This is a genomic window from Nocardia tengchongensis, assembly GCF_054781395.1.
Map to the genome: position 1 here is coordinate 1,853,159 of NZ_BAAGUM010000006.1, position 15,204 is coordinate 1,868,362.

At 66.8% G+C, this 15,204-nt stretch carries 15 protein-coding genes, 1 tRNA gene and 1 other RNA gene; 10 read left to right on the top strand and 7 right to left on the bottom strand.

Translation table 11 applies throughout. The features are described 5' to 3' along the window. Positions 1 to 40 precede the first annotated feature (40 nt). Entirely contained in the window at positions 41 to 616 is a 576-nt protein-coding gene (locus ACYVKL_RS19475) for an HhH-GPD-type base excision DNA repair protein (protein ID WP_213560766.1), read from the bottom strand. A 64-nt stretch (positions 617 to 680) separates the two neighbouring features. On the opposite strand from ACYVKL_RS19475, the gene ACYVKL_RS19480 reads away from it, so the two are divergent. Next, the gene (locus ACYVKL_RS19480) at positions 681 to 1,505 is read left to right on the top strand and encodes a methyltransferase domain-containing protein (RefSeq protein ID WP_379165183.1); all 825 of its coding nucleotides are present in this window, start codon (positions 681 to 683) and stop codon (positions 1,503 to 1,505) included. A 57-nt stretch (positions 1,506 to 1,562) separates the two neighbouring features. Here the strand turns inward: ACYVKL_RS19480 and ACYVKL_RS19485 are convergent, their stop codons facing one another. Continuing rightward, entirely contained in the window at positions 1,563 to 2,852 is a 1,290-nt protein-coding gene (locus ACYVKL_RS19485) for an aspartate aminotransferase type Ic (protein WP_379165184.1), read from the bottom strand. 140 nt (positions 2,853 to 2,992) lie between these two features. Further along, positions 2,993 to 3,087, bottom strand: an RNA gene (ffs, locus tag ACYVKL_RS19490) — signal recognition particle sRNA small type. A gap of 99 nt (positions 3,088 to 3,186) precedes the next feature. On the opposite strand from ffs, the gene ACYVKL_RS19495 reads away from it, so the two are divergent. The 4 genes from ACYVKL_RS19495 to ACYVKL_RS19510 all read left to right on the top strand — a co-directional run bounded on the left by ACYVKL_RS19495 (position 3,187) and on the right by ACYVKL_RS19510 (position 6,107). Continuing rightward, the gene (locus ACYVKL_RS19495) at positions 3,187 to 4,227 is read left to right on the top strand and encodes a hypothetical protein (protein WP_379165185.1); all 1,041 of its coding nucleotides are present in this window, start codon (positions 3,187 to 3,189) and stop codon (positions 4,225 to 4,227) included. A gap of 54 nt (positions 4,228 to 4,281) precedes the next feature. Next, positions 4,282 to 4,367: transfer RNA gene (locus tag ACYVKL_RS19500), tRNA-Ser, on the top strand. A gap of 554 nt (positions 4,368 to 4,921) precedes the next feature. Further along, entirely contained in the window at positions 4,922 to 5,623 is a 702-nt protein-coding gene (locus ACYVKL_RS19505) for a DUF2637 domain-containing protein (protein WP_379165186.1), read from the top strand. A 58-nt stretch (positions 5,624 to 5,681) separates the two neighbouring features. Continuing rightward, on the top strand, positions 5,682 to 6,107 hold the full coding sequence (locus ACYVKL_RS19510; protein ID WP_357189929.1) for a hypothetical protein: 426 nt from the start codon (positions 5,682 to 5,684) through the stop codon (positions 6,105 to 6,107). A 58-nt stretch (positions 6,108 to 6,165) separates the two neighbouring features. Here ACYVKL_RS19510 and ACYVKL_RS19515 read toward each other — a convergent pair whose 3' ends face one another. Next, entirely contained in the window at positions 6,166 to 7,557 is a 1,392-nt protein-coding gene (locus ACYVKL_RS19515; protein WP_379165187.1) for a wax ester/triacylglycerol synthase domain-containing protein, read from the bottom strand. Positions 7,558 to 7,654: 97 nt separating this feature from the next. On the opposite strand from ACYVKL_RS19515, the gene qcrB reads away from it, so the two are divergent. Beyond that, positions 7,655 to 9,310 (top strand): cytochrome bc1 complex cytochrome b subunit, encoded by a 1,656-nt coding sequence (gene qcrB, locus ACYVKL_RS19520; RefSeq protein ID WP_379165188.1) that lies wholly within the window; start codon positions 7,655 to 7,657, stop codon positions 9,308 to 9,310. Between the two features lie 105 nt (positions 9,311 to 9,415). Here qcrB and ACYVKL_RS19525 read toward each other — a convergent pair whose 3' ends face one another. Continuing rightward, positions 9,416 to 9,625 (bottom strand): DUF397 domain-containing protein, encoded by a 210-nt coding sequence (locus ACYVKL_RS19525; protein ID WP_213558846.1) that lies wholly within the window; start codon positions 9,623 to 9,625, stop codon positions 9,416 to 9,418. A gap of 393 nt (positions 9,626 to 10,018) precedes the next feature. Here ACYVKL_RS19525 and ACYVKL_RS19530 point away from each other — a divergent pair, with 393 nt between their 5' ends. The 3 genes from ACYVKL_RS19530 (at position 10,019) to ACYVKL_RS19540 (ending at position 12,408) form a co-directional block, all read left to right on the top strand. Continuing rightward, positions 10,019 to 10,516, top strand: coding sequence for a DUF309 domain-containing protein (locus tag ACYVKL_RS19530; protein WP_379165189.1), 498 nt, complete (start codon positions 10,019 to 10,021; stop codon positions 10,514 to 10,516). Positions 10,517 to 10,614: 98 nt separating this feature from the next. Next, positions 10,615 to 11,565, top strand: a complete 951-nt coding sequence (gene gluQRS, locus ACYVKL_RS19535) for a tRNA glutamyl-Q(34) synthetase GluQRS (RefSeq protein WP_379165190.1) — start codon at positions 10,615 to 10,617, stop codon at positions 11,563 to 11,565. Between the two features lie 51 nt (positions 11,566 to 11,616). Beyond that, complete coding sequence (locus tag ACYVKL_RS19540; RefSeq protein WP_379165191.1) at positions 11,617 to 12,408, top strand: RDD family protein; 792 nt, start codon at positions 11,617 to 11,619, stop codon at positions 12,406 to 12,408. A 79-nt stretch (positions 12,409 to 12,487) separates the two neighbouring features. On the opposite strand, the gene ACYVKL_RS19545 is transcribed toward ACYVKL_RS19540, so the two are convergent. After that, positions 12,488 to 13,072, bottom strand: a complete 585-nt coding sequence (locus ACYVKL_RS19545; protein ID WP_379165192.1) for a DUF4190 domain-containing protein — start codon at positions 13,070 to 13,072, stop codon at positions 12,488 to 12,490. A gap of 61 nt (positions 13,073 to 13,133) precedes the next feature. Here ACYVKL_RS19545 and ACYVKL_RS19550 point away from each other — a divergent pair, with 61 nt between their 5' ends. Continuing rightward, entirely contained in the window at positions 13,134 to 13,904 is a 771-nt protein-coding gene (locus ACYVKL_RS19550) for a queuosine precursor transporter (RefSeq protein ID WP_213558841.1), read from the top strand. Between the two features lie 29 nt (positions 13,905 to 13,933). Here ACYVKL_RS19550 and tgt read toward each other — a convergent pair whose 3' ends face one another. Then, positions 13,934 to 15,184, bottom strand: a complete 1,251-nt coding sequence (gene tgt, locus ACYVKL_RS19555; protein WP_379165193.1) for a tRNA guanosine(34) transglycosylase Tgt — start codon at positions 15,182 to 15,184, stop codon at positions 13,934 to 13,936. Positions 15,185 to 15,204 lie beyond the last annotated feature (20 nt).

Sequence of the window (15,204 nt, forward strand, 5' to 3'; positions counted from 1 at the left end):
TTAAAAACCACCTTGATTCGATCGGGGGATGTGCGGGAGATTACTTCGCTTTGGCTGCGGCCTTCGCCTGCTTCTTGAATTCCCGTACCTGCGTGAGGGATTCGGCGTCGGTGACATCGGCGACCGAGCGGCGGGAACCGTCCTCGCCATACGCGCCGGCCGCCTCCCGCCAGCCGGCGGCGGCCAGACCACGCTGTTTGCCGAGCAGGGCGAGGAAGATTCGCGCCTTCTGGTCACCGAAGCCGGGCAATTTCTTGAGCCGCTTCAGGACTTCCTTGCCGTCCGGATCGCCCTCGGTCCACAGGCCCGCGGTATTGCCGCCGTAGTTGTCCAGAATGTACTGGGCCAGCTCCTGCACCCGCCGTCCCATGGAACGGCCGTAGCGGTGAATGGCAGGCGGGGTGGCGGCCAGCTCCTCGAATTCGGCGGGATCGGCGGCGGCGATCCGATGGATATCGAACCCGCCCATCCGGTCGGCCAGTTTCCACGGACCTCGGAATGCGTGCTCCATCGGAAACTGCTGATCCAGCATCATCCCGACCAACAGGGCGAAATCATCGGTCGAAAGCAGCTCGTCGGCATCGGATTCCTGCGCAATACACAGCGTGCGGCTCACCATGGGTCGATCATCCCATTCATCTTGCGTTGCGGTGACGCGGGTCACGGCTAGGCTCGGACTCATGCCCGACACCATGGCTTCTTCGGAGTCCGGACTGCGGCCGGACCGCTTCGACCGTGACGGACAGGATCAGCTCGTCGACGTTCACGATCTACAGGCAGCGCTGCCGGGCATCCGGCGCCTGCGGGCCTGGGCCCACGACGCCCTGGCCACCCAGCCCGGCGAAAACGCCGTCGACATCGGGTCCGGAACCGGCTCGGAGGTGCTGACCCTGGCCGAGCTGGTCGGGCCGACCGGCTCCGCGCTCGGCGTCGAACCCGACCCGAACCTGCTGGCCGCCGCCGAACGCCGCGCCGCCCAGGCCGGCTCCACCGCCACCTTCGTCAGCGGCGACGCCTACGGTCTGCCGGTCGGCAGCGAGAGCTTCGACGTGGCGCTGTGTGAGCGGGTCTTCCAGCACCTCACCGCACCCGCCCGCGCGGCCGGGGAGATCGCGCGCGTGCTGCGGCCCGGCGGCCGGGTCGTGGTGATGGACACCGACTGGGGCTCCGCCATCGTGCACCCGGGCGACCGGCACGTGGTGCACGAGGTGCTCGAGACCATGATCGCGGGCACCACCAACCCGTTCGCGGGCCGCCGCCTGCCCGGGCAGCTGGCCGCGGCCGGACTGGTCGTCGACGACATCGGCTCGCACGCCCTGATCCAGGACGGCGGCGTCGGCGCGGGCGCGCTGGTCGCCAGGGTCGCGGAGCGGGCCGTCGCCCGCGGGGCGATCAGCGAGCGGCAGCGGGCGCAGCTGCTCGCCGATCTGGAGGCCGGGGCCGCCAGCGGCGACATCCACCTGTCGGTGACCATCTTCGCGGTGCTGGCGCACAAGCCGAACTGACCCCGAAAACGCAAGCGGCGCGCACCCTTTCGGGTACGCGCCGCTTTGTCGTCGGTGCTACACGCTCATCAGCTTCTCGGAGGCGGCCAGCAGCACACAGGTGGCCAGGCCGTCCATCGCCTGCTCCAGCTCACCCACCGACGGGAAGCTGGGCGCGATGCGAATGTTCTTGTCCTCCGGGTCTTTTCCGTACGGGTAGGACGAACCCGCCGGGGTCAGCGCGATGCCCGCATCCTTGGCCAGCGCCACCACCTTGGCGGCGGTGCCCTCCAGCACGTCCAGGCTGATGAAGTAGCCGCCCTTGGGCTCGGTCCAGGACGCGACCTTCGACGCGCCCAGCCGGTCCTCCAGAATCCGCAGCACCAGTTTGAATTTCGGCTCCAGGATGGCGCGGTGCTTCTGCATGTGCTCGCGCACGCCGTCCGCGTCGCCGAAGAAGCGCAGGTGCCGCAGCTGGTTCACCTTGTCCGGGCCGATGGTCTTCTTGCCCAGGTGCTTCAGGTACCACTCCACATTCGCGGTCGAGGAACCGAAGAAGCTCACGCCCGAACCCGCGAAGGTGATCTTCGAGGTCGAGGCCAGCACGAACGGCCGGTTCGGGTGGCCCGCCGCGGCGGCCATACCCAGCACGTCCAGCACCGGCTCGGCGGTGTCGGTGAGCGGGTGCACCGCGTACGCGTTGTCCCAGAACAGGCGGAAGTCCGGCGCCGCCGTCGGCATCGAAACCAGTTCGCGGGTAACGGCTTCGGAGAAGGTGACCCCGGTTGGGTTGGAGTAGTTGGGGACCGCCCACAGACCCTTGATGCTGGGGTCGGACGCCACCAGCTCCGCGATCAGGTGCGTGTCGGGGCCGTCGCCCTTCATCGGGATCGGGATCATCTCGAAGCCGAGCGACTCGGTGATGGCGAAGTGCCGGTCGTATCCCGGTACCGGGCACAGGAACTTGAGCACCGGCTCGTCCGCCCAGCGGCGGGCCGAATCCGCGGTGCCGTGCAGCATGGCGAACACCAGCAGGTCGTGCATCATCTCCAGGCTGGCGTTGTTGCCGGCCAGCAGATTCGACACGGGAATGCCGAGCAGTTCGGAGAAGATCGCACGCAGCTCCGGCAGGCCGTGCAGGCCACCGTAATTGCGGACGTCGGTGCCGTTGGCGTCACGGTAGTCGGCGGCGCCCGGCAGCTCGAGGAGTCCCTGCGAGAGGTCCAGCTGCTCGGGCGAGGGCTTTCCCCTCGTAATGTCCAGCGTCAGCTTCTCGGTCTTGAGCTTCGCGTAGTTCGCGGTCTGCGTCTCGTGTTCCGTCACGAGTTCCGCATGGCTCATCAAACCGAATTGCGTCTGCCGAGGCATCTGAGCGCCCTTCCAATGGCGTGGGATGTGTGTCCAGGGTTGCGCGCAATGCGAACCCAACCGCCCAGGTTACTAGGCGCCCGCTCCGATTCGGCAGGGATATCTGTACTTCCGTCGCCCGCACGATCGGGCCGGAAAAAGAAAGGGGACCCAGCGCACCCGGCAGAGCCCGTTGACCCTTGCTGCCTTCCGGCCCTGGGGGAGTTCACAGGATGCGCGCCGCGCTGGATCCGTCGGCCAGTGTAGCGGCTCACCGCGCCCGGTGCCGCGCCGGGTCGATACGATGCCTGCGACATGCGGGGATGCTCGCGAAAATCCGGAGGGGAAAGACGACATGACTAGTTCCGATCCAGGAGCCGGTGCGCCGCACGATCCGGCGAAAGCCCAGGAAACCGCGCAATGGTGGGCCACCGCACCGTCCGGAAGCGAGCCCGGTCAACCGGTCCAGGGGGCGGACCCGACCATGCTCAACTACGCCGCCGGCGGCATGCCCCCGTACACGCCACCGGCGCAGCCGCTTCCGGGCGGCCAGCCCTCCGGCGGTTACCCGCAGCAGCCGATGGCCGGCGGCTACGGGCAGCCCGGCCCCGAGGCGTACGCGCAGCCCATGCCCGGTTACCCGCAGCCGCAGTACGCCCCGCAGCCCCCGATCGCGCCGCTGGCGCAGGGCTACGGCTACCCGGCGCAGCCGCCGCGCTCCGGCGGTAACAAGACCGGCTGGATCGTCGGCGGTGTGATCGGCCTGGTGGTGATCGTCGGCGTCATCATCGGCGTGGTCGCCCTCAGTGGCGGCGACAAGCCCACGGCGCTGGGCGGCGACAAGAAGAAGAATTCCGGCAAGTACACGATGGACGGTGTCACCAACGGCTGCACTGTGATCGACACCTCTGTGCTCAACAAGTGGGCCGCCAACTCCAAGGGCACCCCCGAGCACACCGAGACCAAGCCCACCGACTACTCGGGCGGACGCTTCGACTGCCGGGCCGGCAACGAAGAGGCCTCCAAGACCGACAAGTACACCACCAACACCGCCGACCTCACCCTCAACGTGTCCTTCCTGAGCGGCTCCTCGACGGCCTACAACCGCCCCGAGTACGAGATGTGGAAGTCCAGCGACACCGGCACCACCGGCAGCGGCCGCACCGCGGGCGACGTGAACGGCATCGGCGAGGGCGGCTACTGGTCCTCGAAGGTCGACGACTACACCTACTGGACCACCACCGACTACACCGTCGCCGTCAAGGACGACAACGCCTCGGTGAAGGTCAACATCCGCCTGCGCATGGCCAAGGGCCAGAGCGTCACCAAGGACGAGATCGCCCAGGTTTGCAAGGAGCAGGCCCGGAAGGCCCTCGACAATGTGAAGAAGAAGTAGCCGCCGACCACGGCATTTGCTTCCACCATGGGTGTACCCGGTATATTGCTCCACGGAGGATTCGCCTAGTGGCCTATGGCGCTCGCCTGGAACGCGGGTTGGGTTAACAGCCCTCAGGGGTTCAAATCCCCTATCCTCCGCTTCGAAGGCCCCGGCCGGACTCAGTCCGCCGGGGCCTTCCGCATGCGCGGGCCACCTCCGAGACGTTCGAGGACCCGGGCGGTCGATCGCGGCCAGCGTCTCGTCCGACGGGATGGGGCGATCGCCGGTGCCGAGGTGTTCGATGCCGAACGTCTACGAGTCAGCGTGGTGCGCGACAAATTGCATGTGAGCCCCCGCCAGAACACAACGGGCAGAACGGGATAACGGCATAATCATCACGAAACACCCATAGGCTGAGCATTGACGCACTTCCGGCAGGCGCGGCGAAGCGTTATATGTTGCAGTAGAGGGGATTTCATTCAATTGTCGGCCAATTTTCAGGCGCCCCAGTAAGGAACTCGACACCGGACCGCATCTGAAACTGAGACGATGCGCAATCGATGACCTACTGCGCGGTACCCTCGCCGCCATGGTGACGATGACTACCGCAGGATCTACGAATAGCGAAGTGCGAGTATCCCCGTCACGCGGGACGGGAGGAATCCTCCGTCGATTGAGTTCGTTCAGACCCCGGCTGGCTCATGCTTCCCTGGTGGTGACATCGGTGGTGGCAGTCAAGTCATTTCAGATGTCTTTTGCCGCCTTGCACCAACTCTCGGTGCGCAATCTGGTGCCGCCCGATCTCGCTTCGAATGTGCCGATCGCCATCGACGGCTTGGTGATCGCTTCGATCATCGCCACCGCCGCATTCCGGCAATGGAGCGTCGGCTGGTGGTACTCGACCGCCTTGTTCGCTATCTCGACTCTCGTTTCGATTGCCGGGAATATCCAGTACGCCCACGAGATCGGCGGCAGCGTCGTGCCGATGTGCCTCTACGCCGGTATGCCGCTGACGATGCTGTTCGCCGTACACCTCACGTTGATGCTCTGGGAACGCGGCAAGCAGGTCGCGGCGGAACATGCGGCCGAGATCGCGGCCTCCGAGTTCGAGGACGAGATCGAGGTGTCCGAGCTCGAGGACGATCCCGAGGATGAGCCCGAGGACGTAGAAATCGCGGCCGAGCACGACGACCCGGAGCCCGCGCCCGAGCTCGAGGTCGTGGCGCTCGACACGCAGGAGATGGGGCGCCCCAAGGACCCCTTTCCCGCGGCTCAGCCGAGGCTCTATCCGCTCGAATCCGTGGGACCCGGATATTCCCGAGGGCCGACCGCGGGCGTCGGCGCCCAGCCCCGCCCCGTTCTGCTGAACGCCGACGAAAGGCGCCAGTTCTACATGACCGCCGCGCAAATGTAGTCAGGCATACGGCTCGATGAACCCCCACCATTCACCACCGACCCTTCTGGAGCGAAGTATGGCGATGAACAACTGGCAAGACCAGGGAGTGGATCAGTTCCGGGAAATCGCGATCCGGCTGGCTTCGATCATCCAGAACAGTCTGGATCGATCGGGTGCGATGACGCAGTTCACCGACGCATTCAGCAATGTCGAATCATTCACCGATCTGATGATCGAATACTCCGGTCGGTGGTTCAGCGAGACGGGCGGGCGCTCGACCCTGATGGGACCCGAAATGTTCTGGATGCTGTCGGAGCCCGCACCGCGCCGCAGCCCGGCGGTCGGTATGCGGATCCAGGACGTGGGTGGCGAATCCGAAAGCGGCTCCGGCCATCGCGCGCGAAAACTGTTGTTGATCTGTGTTTTCGAAGCACTCACCCATACCCAGTGGGGCGTACCGGATAGCTTGTCCGAGCATCCGCTGGTCAACGGAATGGTGTAACTCGCCATCGGAAGGCCCCGGTCGGACTCGGTCCGCCGGGGCCTTCCGCGTCGGCGGGCTATCGCAAGGCGCGGGCGACCTCGTCCAGCGCCGACTCCAGCAGCTCGAGGTAGTGGTCCGGGTCGGGGATCACGGCGGGGTCGGCGTGGACGGAGAGGGTGACGGTGTCGCCGAGGCCGTGCAGGCCGTGGGTGAGGTGCATGACGGCGCCCAGAGCCGGGAAGCCCGCGGTGAAACGGACCGCACCGCCGCCGAACTCGAGATCCGCGGGACCGCGGTCGACGCTGGAGAGCACGGTGTGACCCGAAACTCGTTCGGGAAGGACGTCGATCTGGGCGTGAGTCACGTCGCGATGCAGGATGGGGGCCGGGAGAACGGCGGTCACGTCGTCCCGCGCCTGCTGGAGCGGATGCGCGGCGCGGGTGCGGCGGGCGGTCAGTTCGGCGGCGATGCGGTCGGCGCGGGTGCGCGGCGCGGGTGCGGAGACGGCCAGATCCACCGACAGGTCGCGGTAGCCGTTGCGGCCGGCGCCGGTCAGGGCAACAGCCATGGGCACCTGGGCGCGCAGGTCGGTAATCGCCGCGCCGCGGTCGCGGAGATAGCGCTCCAGCGCGAGCGAGAGGGCGGTGAGGGCGACGACGGTGACCGAATGGCCCGGTGCGTGCAGGCGGTTCTTGTCGCACACCAGCATTCGCACGGCGTGCGCGACCGGGGGGCCGCCGGTGCCGTTCAACAGGATCGGGTCGGTGTCGGGTGCGGGCGGCGGGAGCTCACCAGCGGCCGTCAGTTCGGCCAGGCGACGCTGCGCCTTGGCGGCGGACAGACCGCGAACCACGGTGTGCGCCATGCCGATCGGAATGCCCGGGAGGGCGCGGGTCGCGGCGAGGGCGCCCGTCGCCGCCGCGCGCAGTCGGGCCGGTAGGAATCGAACCGGGAACGGCGCGGAGGGCGTCGGGGTCGGCGCAGCAGGCAATTCGCTCGTTCCGAAGAGCGCGCGGGCGATGGCGGCGGCGCGGCGGCCGTCGGCCAGGGCGTGGGATAGCTGAAGTACCGCTATGAGGGCGGGCTCACCGGTGGCGAATCCCGGCACGCCCCGAACGTTTCGGAAGACGTGCAGTCGCCAGGGGTGGTCGTTCGCGTTCAGGCCGGTGCCGAGCAGGTCGCCGAGCTCGTCGGTGACCTGCAGCCAGGTGGCATCGGAGGAGGCGTGGTCGACGAATTGATCGTTCGTGAATTCGCAAGTCACCCAAATCGGATACGCAATGTTTGCAGGAGCATCCAGCACGCGTATCAGCAAATCCGGAATGTGGATCACCCGCTTCGCGACGGCGGCCCGCAGCTGCTCCGCATCGCGGCCGGTGTCGGCGAAGCAGTACAGCAGGAACAGGTCGTTGCGGGTGCGCGCGGACAGCCAGTACATGGTGGCGTCCCGGGCGGCCAGGGAATTCACCTGATGACCATAACGAAAACCCGATGCGCTGCGGACACGGTAGTGCTACCGTTTGTAGTAGAAGCATTAGCACTGTCCCGGGGGCGGGGTGACCGCTATGGCAACCACCAACAAGATCGCCGGTCGACTTGGCAAACAAGCCGATGAGATGGATCAGCGGTACCAGGGTGCCGCATTCCTGAAACGATCGATCAACAAGGTATTTCCGACCCACTGGTCGTTCCTGCTCGGTGAAATCGCGCTGTACAGCTTCATCATTCTGCTGCTCTCCGGCGTCTATTTGACCTTGTATTTCGACCCCTCCATGGGTGACGTCACCTACAACGGCTCCTATCAGCCGCTGCGCGGCGTCACCATGTCGCGCGCCTACGAGACCGCGCTCAACATCTCGTTCGACGTACGCGGCGGACTCTTCGTGCGGCAGGTGCACCATTGGGCCGCGCTGCTGTTCACCGCGTCGATGATCGTCCACATGTGCCGGATCTTCTTCACCGGCGCATTCCGCAAACCCCGCGAGGCCAACTGGGTGATCGGTGCGCTGCTGTTGATCATGGCCATGTTCGAGGGCTTCTTCGGTTACTCACTCCCCGACGACCTGCTCTCCGGCACCGGCCTGCGCGCCGCCTTCGCCGGGATCACCCTGGGCAGCCCGGTCATCGGCACCTGGCTGCACTGGCTGATGTTCGGCGGAGACTTCCCCGGCACCATCATCATTCCGCGGCTCTACATCGCGCACGTGCTACTGCTGCCCGGAATCATGCTGGCGCTCATCGGTGTTCACATCGCGCTGGTCTGGTACCAGAAGCACACCCAGTACCCGGGACCCGGACGCGGTGAGAAGAACGTCGTCGGCACCCGCATCGTCCCGGTCTTCTCGCTGGACCAGGGCGCGTTCTTCGCCTTCACCCTGGGCGCGCTCGCGCTGATGGGCGGGCTGTTGCAGATCAATCCGATCTGGAATCTGGGTCCCTACAACCCTTCCCAGGTCTCGGCCGGCACCCAACCGGACTTCTACATGATGTGGACGGACGGCTTCCTGCGCCTGTTCCCGGCCTGGGAGGCGTACCCGTTCGGGCACACCATCCCCGGCGCGTTCTCGGTGGCGCTGTTCATGCCGCTGATCTTCACGCTGATCATCGCCTACCCGTGGATCGAGAAGCGGCTCACCGGTGATCGGGCCCGGCACAACCTGCTGCAGCGCCCCCGCGACGTGCCGGTGCGCACCGCCATCGGGGCCATGTCGCTGGCCTTCTATCTGATCCTCACGCTGGCCTGCGTCAACGACATCATCGCCTTCAAGTTCGACATTTCGCTGAATGCCACGACTTGGGCCTTCCGTATCGGGCTGCTGCTCGTCCCGCCGCTGGCCTACGCCGTCGCCTACCGGCTGTGCGTGGGGCTGCAGCGCGCCGACCGCAGCGTGCTCGAACACGGCATCGAAACCGGTGTGGTGCGGCGACTTCCGCACGGCGAGTACATCGAGGTGCATCAGCCGCTGGGGCCGGTGGACGCGCTCGGGCATCCGATTCCCCTGGAATATCAGGGCGCCCGGGTACCCCGGAAGATGAACCAACTCGGCGTCGCCGGGCAGCCCGGAACCGGCGCGTTCTTCTGGGCCGATCCCCCGGAGGAGCGCGCACTCAATGCCGCCAACGAGCATGCGGCCGAGCGCGCCCAGCTGGCGGTGCTGCGGAAGGCGCAGGAACGCGTGGCGGGCAACGGGCAATCCGGCGACGGGCACCGGACCACCTAGCGGTCCCGCGTCCGGAGGCGCACAGAGCGAATCCCCCGAGTCTCCGGGACTCGGGGGATTCTCTGTGTTCCCGGTGGGGCCGCGGCGGCACGGCCCGCGGGCGGGTCAGGCCCGGTTGAACTCCCCGTCGGAGACGCCGGCTACGAAGGCATCCCACTCGCCGGGGGTGAAAGCCAGGATCGGCCCGGCGCCGAGGTCCTTGGTATCCCGGACGGCGACATTGCCGTCGCCGAGAAACGCGACCTCCACGCAGTTGCCGTTGGGGCCGCTGTGTTTGCTCTTGCGCCAAACGGCGCCGGTGAAATCCACCTTCACGGTACTAGCTCCTTTTCTGCGTCAAGCTTGGAATCCTGCTGGCATCGATCTCGGCGACCGCTGGGTGACCTCGGGAACCCCGAGTCCCCGGTACGCCACGGGTCACACGCAAACGCTCCGTACAACCTGTTCTCTGCACTTCGCGATGGGAATGCACCCCCGATGGCCGTTCCCGGGCTAAACAGTAGCAGGGTTCGTCATTAGGAGATCGCATTCTTTCGTTTTCAATCAGCAAATATGTGGCAAGGTTAGCCAGCTATTTATTTGCAAGAAATTAGCCCAAATTTGAGTCCATTGAATTTCAGAAGACGGAATTCCGCTGGCCACCCCTCCGCGACCCCCGGACGGCTCCGGGCGGACCCGGAGCTCCCCCCATGGGGAATCATGGAGGGCATGCCCGAGCAAACACAGGACGACACCGGACGGGACCGCGACGACGACGGCCGCGCCCGGAATGCCCGTCCTCGTGACCGATTTGGGCGACCCCTCCCGTTCGGCAGCGCCGGTGTCCCCCGTATCCCCGAGGACCTCGACCTGCCGCCCGCCGAAACCCTCGACTATGCCCAGCGTCTGCTCGACGAGGGCCTGGCTTTCAACGCCCACGAGGTACTCGAGGCCGCCTGGAAGAACGGTCCGTTCGCCGAGAAGTCGCTGTGGCAGGGCCTCGCGCAATTTGCCGTTGGGCTCACCCACATTCAACGGGGAAACGCCAAGGGGGCGCGCACGCTCCTGAAACGCGCGTCGGATCGCCTCTCCGCCTACGGAACCGCCCCCTACGGCATCGACTCGCCCGGCCTGGTCGACCGCGCGCACAGTCTGCTCATGGCGCTCGAGCAGGGAAAACCCATCTCCGACACCGACCTTCGAGCCCGGCTCACAATCTCGCACTGAATTCGCAACCGCGCTGTCTCATCGCACTCGCTGTGTGCACCCGCAGGAATGCGTTGGATCGGAAGCACTGCGAAGGATGCGAACTACCATCGACCAACGTGGCCACCGACCCTGTCCCAGCAACAGCCGAACGCCCGGCCTGGTCCGGCCGCTTCGCGCCGAGTCCCTCCGGCGACCTGCACCTGGGCAATCTGCGAACCGCACTGTTGGCCTGGCTCTTCGCCCGCTCCACCGGGCGCGGATTCCTGCTGCGCATGGAGGACCTGGACCGCGTGAAAGCGGGTGCGGCCGAACGGCAACTGGAGGATCTGGCCGCGCTGGGCCTGGACTGGGATCCGCCGGTGGAGTGGCAGTCACGCCGGCTCCCGCTCTACGAGGCGGCCATCGAACGACTCACCGCGGCGGGCCTGACCTACGAATGCTTCTGCACACGTAGGGAAATCCAGCAGGCGGTGACCGCGCCGCACGGCCCGATGGGCGCCTACCCCGGCACCTGCCGCAACCTCACCGACCGCGAGATCCGGCAACGCCGCGACGAAGGCCGGCCCGCTGCGCTGCGACTGCGCGCGTCCGTCACCGAATTCACCGTCACCGACCGCTTGCTCGGCGAATATCGCGGCGCGGTCGACGATCTCGTGCTCCGCCGCGGCGACGGCACCCCCGCCTACAATCTCGCGGTCGTGGTCGACGACGCCGACCAGGGCATCGATCAGGTGGTGCGCGGCGACGACCTGCTGCCGTCCACTCCGCGGCAGGCGTATCTGGCGACCCTGCTCGGCCTGCCCCTGCCCGAATACGCCCATGTCCCAATGGTCCTGAACACCTCCGGGCAACGGCTCGCGAAGCGTGACGGCGCGGTCACCCTGCGGGATCGGACGGCGCTGGGCGAATCCCCCCAACACGTGCTGTGCGTGCTCGCGGACTCGCTCGGCTACGCCGGCGCAATCACGCCTTCCGGTCTGCTGGAACGATTCCGCCTGGAAAACCTGCCGCGAGAACCGTGGAGACTCGACCCGGACGGGTTGTTGCAACCCCGCAAATGTCCGTAACGTACGCACTCGACCAGATCCCGAACGAATTCGACGAGGACGGCGGAAACAATGACGAGCGGTGGGTACGACCCCAACCAGTATCCGCAGGGCGGCCAGCCGTACGGGCAGCCGCAGCAGCCGTATGGGCAGCCGCAGCAGCCACAGCAGCCGTACGGTCAGCAGCAGCCCTACGGCCAGCCCGACCCCTACGGCCAGCAGCAGCCGCCGCAGCAGCCCTACGGTCAGCAGCCCTACGGCCAGTCCGACCCGTACGCGCAGCAGCAGCCGCCGCAGTACGGCCAGCAGCCGTTCGGTCAGTCCGACCCCTACGGCCAGCAGCAGCCCCCGGCCGATGCCTACGGCCAGCAGCAGCCCTACGGCCAGCCGGCGTACCAGCCGTACCCGGACGGCGGCCAGCCCGGTTTCGGCGGCGGCTACGGCGGCTCGCAGCCCGGCGACCTGTGGATCCGCTTCGCGGCCCGCATCATCGACTCGCTGATCATCGGAATCCCGGCCGGCATCATCGAGGCGCTGCTGCCCAGCAGCATCGCGTGGCTGTGGAGCGTGCTGGTCCCGGTCATCATCTTCGGCTACTTCATCTTCATGGAGACCCAGCAGGGCGGCCAGACCCTGGGCAAGAAGCTCCTGGGCCTGCGCGTGGTCGGCCCGGGCGGCGCGCCGCTGGACCCGGCCACCTCGGCCAAGCGCAACCTGTTCGTCATCGTGCAGCTGGTCCCGTGCCTGGGCACCCTGGTCGGCCTCGGTATGGCGATCTACATCGCGATCACCATCGAGCAGAGCCCGACCAAGCAGGGCTGGCACGACATGTTCGCCGGCGGCACCCAGGTGCTGAAGGGCTGACGCTCTTCCGACGCGGAATCAACGATGGGGCGCATCCGAAAAGGATGCGCCCCATTGTCATTGGTGACCCGAGGTGCGGTCAGTTCGAACCCATCGCGCTGGCGATGATGAAGATCAGGAAGCCGCCGAGCCCCAGCACCGTGCCGATCGCGCCCACCCAGATTCCGCCCAGCGCCAGCCCACGTCCCTGCTGCCCGTTGGACTTCAGCTGATTCAGCGCCACGATCCCCAGCACCAGCCCGACGATCGAGACCACCGGCAGGAAGGCGCAGAAGAACATCGCGGGCAGGCCGATGATGGACACCACCAGCGAGGCGATGGCCAGCGGACTGGTCTGCGACGTCGGCGCCGCGTAGCCGTAGGGCTGGTAGCCCGGATAGCCGCCGTAGGCCGGCTGCCCCGGAACCGGCGGCTGCTGTCCGTAAGCGGGCGGCTGCTGCCCACCGGCCGGGTAGGCGGGCGTCGGATTCGACTGCGGCGGTGGATAACTCGGGTACACCGGCTGCGGCGGCGGAGTCAGCGGCGGCGTCTGGTACTGCGGGGCCGAGCTGTACCCGGCCGGTGGCGGCGGCGGTTGCTGCGGCGCCGCGGGCGGGGTTTCGGGCGTGACGCCCTCACCGCCGTACTGCTTCCACCACTCGTCGGAATCGCCGGGATTCGTCATTCGTTCAGCCTAGGTCACCCAGCCTCCGGTGCGTATCGGTCCAGGCAGGGATACTTTCGACGTGAGTGAATCGAAAACGGTCGATACCGACCGATCTGGACACCCCGCGCCCGATCACGCGAGTTTCGCGGATGCGGCCGGGGGATATTTCACGCCGGTGGCGGTCGCCTTCACCGCCGTCCTGCTCATCTCCAATGTGTGCGTCGCCAAGGGCGTCCAATTCTTCACCGGGCAGCACGTGTCGCTCGGTCCGATCACCGTGCTGCCGATCACCATGGACGGCGCGTTCTTCCTCTTCCCGCTCGCCTACGTCATCGGCGACATCCTCAGCGAGGTCTACGGCTTCCGCGCCACCCGCCGCATCGTCTACTACGGGTTCGGCGCGCTGCTGCTCATGATCATCTGCTTCCAGGTGGTCATCAAACTGCCGACCGGCGACCTCGAACAGAACGGCTCGTCCTTCGGCGACGTTCTCGGCCACACCCCGCAGCTGGCCTTCGCCGGCATCGCCGGATACTTCGTGGGCCAGTTCCTCAACTCGATCACCCTGGTGCTGATCAAGGAGCGCACCAAGGAGAAGCACCTGTGGGCCCGGCTGCTGGGTTCGACCGTGGCGGGCGAGATCGGCGACACCTTCGTGTTCTGCTCCATCGCCGCCACCGCCATCGGCATCCACACCTGGGGCGACTACTTCAACTACACGATCGTGGGCTTCGTCTGGAAGACCCTGGTCGAGATGTGCGTGCTGCCGATCAGCTACCGCTGCATCGCCTTCCTGAAGAAGCGGGAACCCTCGTACCGCCCGCGCGAGCGCTCGGCCATCTACGAGTGAGGGTTCCGGCGCGGTCGTGTCGAATTGCCTTACAGCCCTGGGGCTTTGATGCGACCGCGCCACCGGCCGAGGAAGTCGGCCTGGTACTCGTCGAAGTAGCCGCCGTCGATGCTCTCGCGGACCCGGTCCACCAGGCGCACCGTGAAGCGCTCGTTGTGGATGGTGCACAGGGTGGCCGCCAGGATCTCCTTCGCCTTGAACAGGTGATGGATGTAGGCGCGGGTGTAGTTGGCGCAGGTGTAGCAGTCGCAGTTCTCGTCGATGGGCGTGAAGTCCCGTTTGAATCGCGCGGTGTTGATGTTGAAGCGGCCCTCGTCGGTGTACAGCGCCGCATTGCGGGCCACGCGTGAGGGATTCACGCAGTCGAAGGTGTCCGCGCCGTTCTCCACCGCGGTGAAGATGTCCTCCGGCTCGCTGATGCCGAGCAGGTGGCGCGGCTTGCCCTCGGGCAGTTCGTCACAGCACCAGCCGACGATGGTGCCGAGATTGTGCTTCTCCAGCGCGCCGCCGATGCCGTAGCCGTCGAATCCCGTTCCGGCCGCGCCGCGCAACTCCTCGAGGTCGCGACAGGCCTTGCGGCGCAGGTCTTCGTACTGCGCGCCCTGGATGACGCCGAACAGCGCCTGATACGGCCGATGCGAGCGCGCGGCGGTGAGCCGCTCGTGCTCGTCGAGGCAGCGCTGCGCCCATCGGCGCGTGCGCTCCAGCGATTCCTCCTGGTAGCCGCGGGTGTTCATGAGCGTGGTGAGCTCGTCGAAGGCCATCATGACGTCCGCGCCCAGCTGATGCTGGATGCCCATGGACACCTCGGGCGTGAACCGATGTTTGGAGCCGTCCAGGTGGGAGCGGAAGGTGACGCCGTCGTCGTCGACGTGCGCCAGCCGCTCCTTGCCCTTGGCGATCACGTCGTCGTTCTGCACGCCGACCGACTCCATGGCCAGCACCTTCTTGAACCCGACCCCCAGCGACATGACCTGGAAGCCGCCGGAGTCGGTGAAGGTGGGGCCGTGCCAGTTCATGAACTCGGCCACGCCGCCGGCCTCGTCCACGATGTCCGGGCCGGGCTGCAGGTACAGGTGGTACGCGTTGGCGAGCAGCGCCTGCGAACCGATCTCCTTCATGGTCTCCGGCAACACGGCCTTGACCGTGGCTTTGGTGCCGACCGGGATGAAAGCGGGCGTGGCGATATCGCCGTGTGGCGTACTGATGAGGCCCGTCCTGCCGTGCCGGCCTTCCAGACGGGTACCGACCTTGAACGAGAACTCGGAGGCAGCAGACACCCAGCCATCCTCTCACTTCG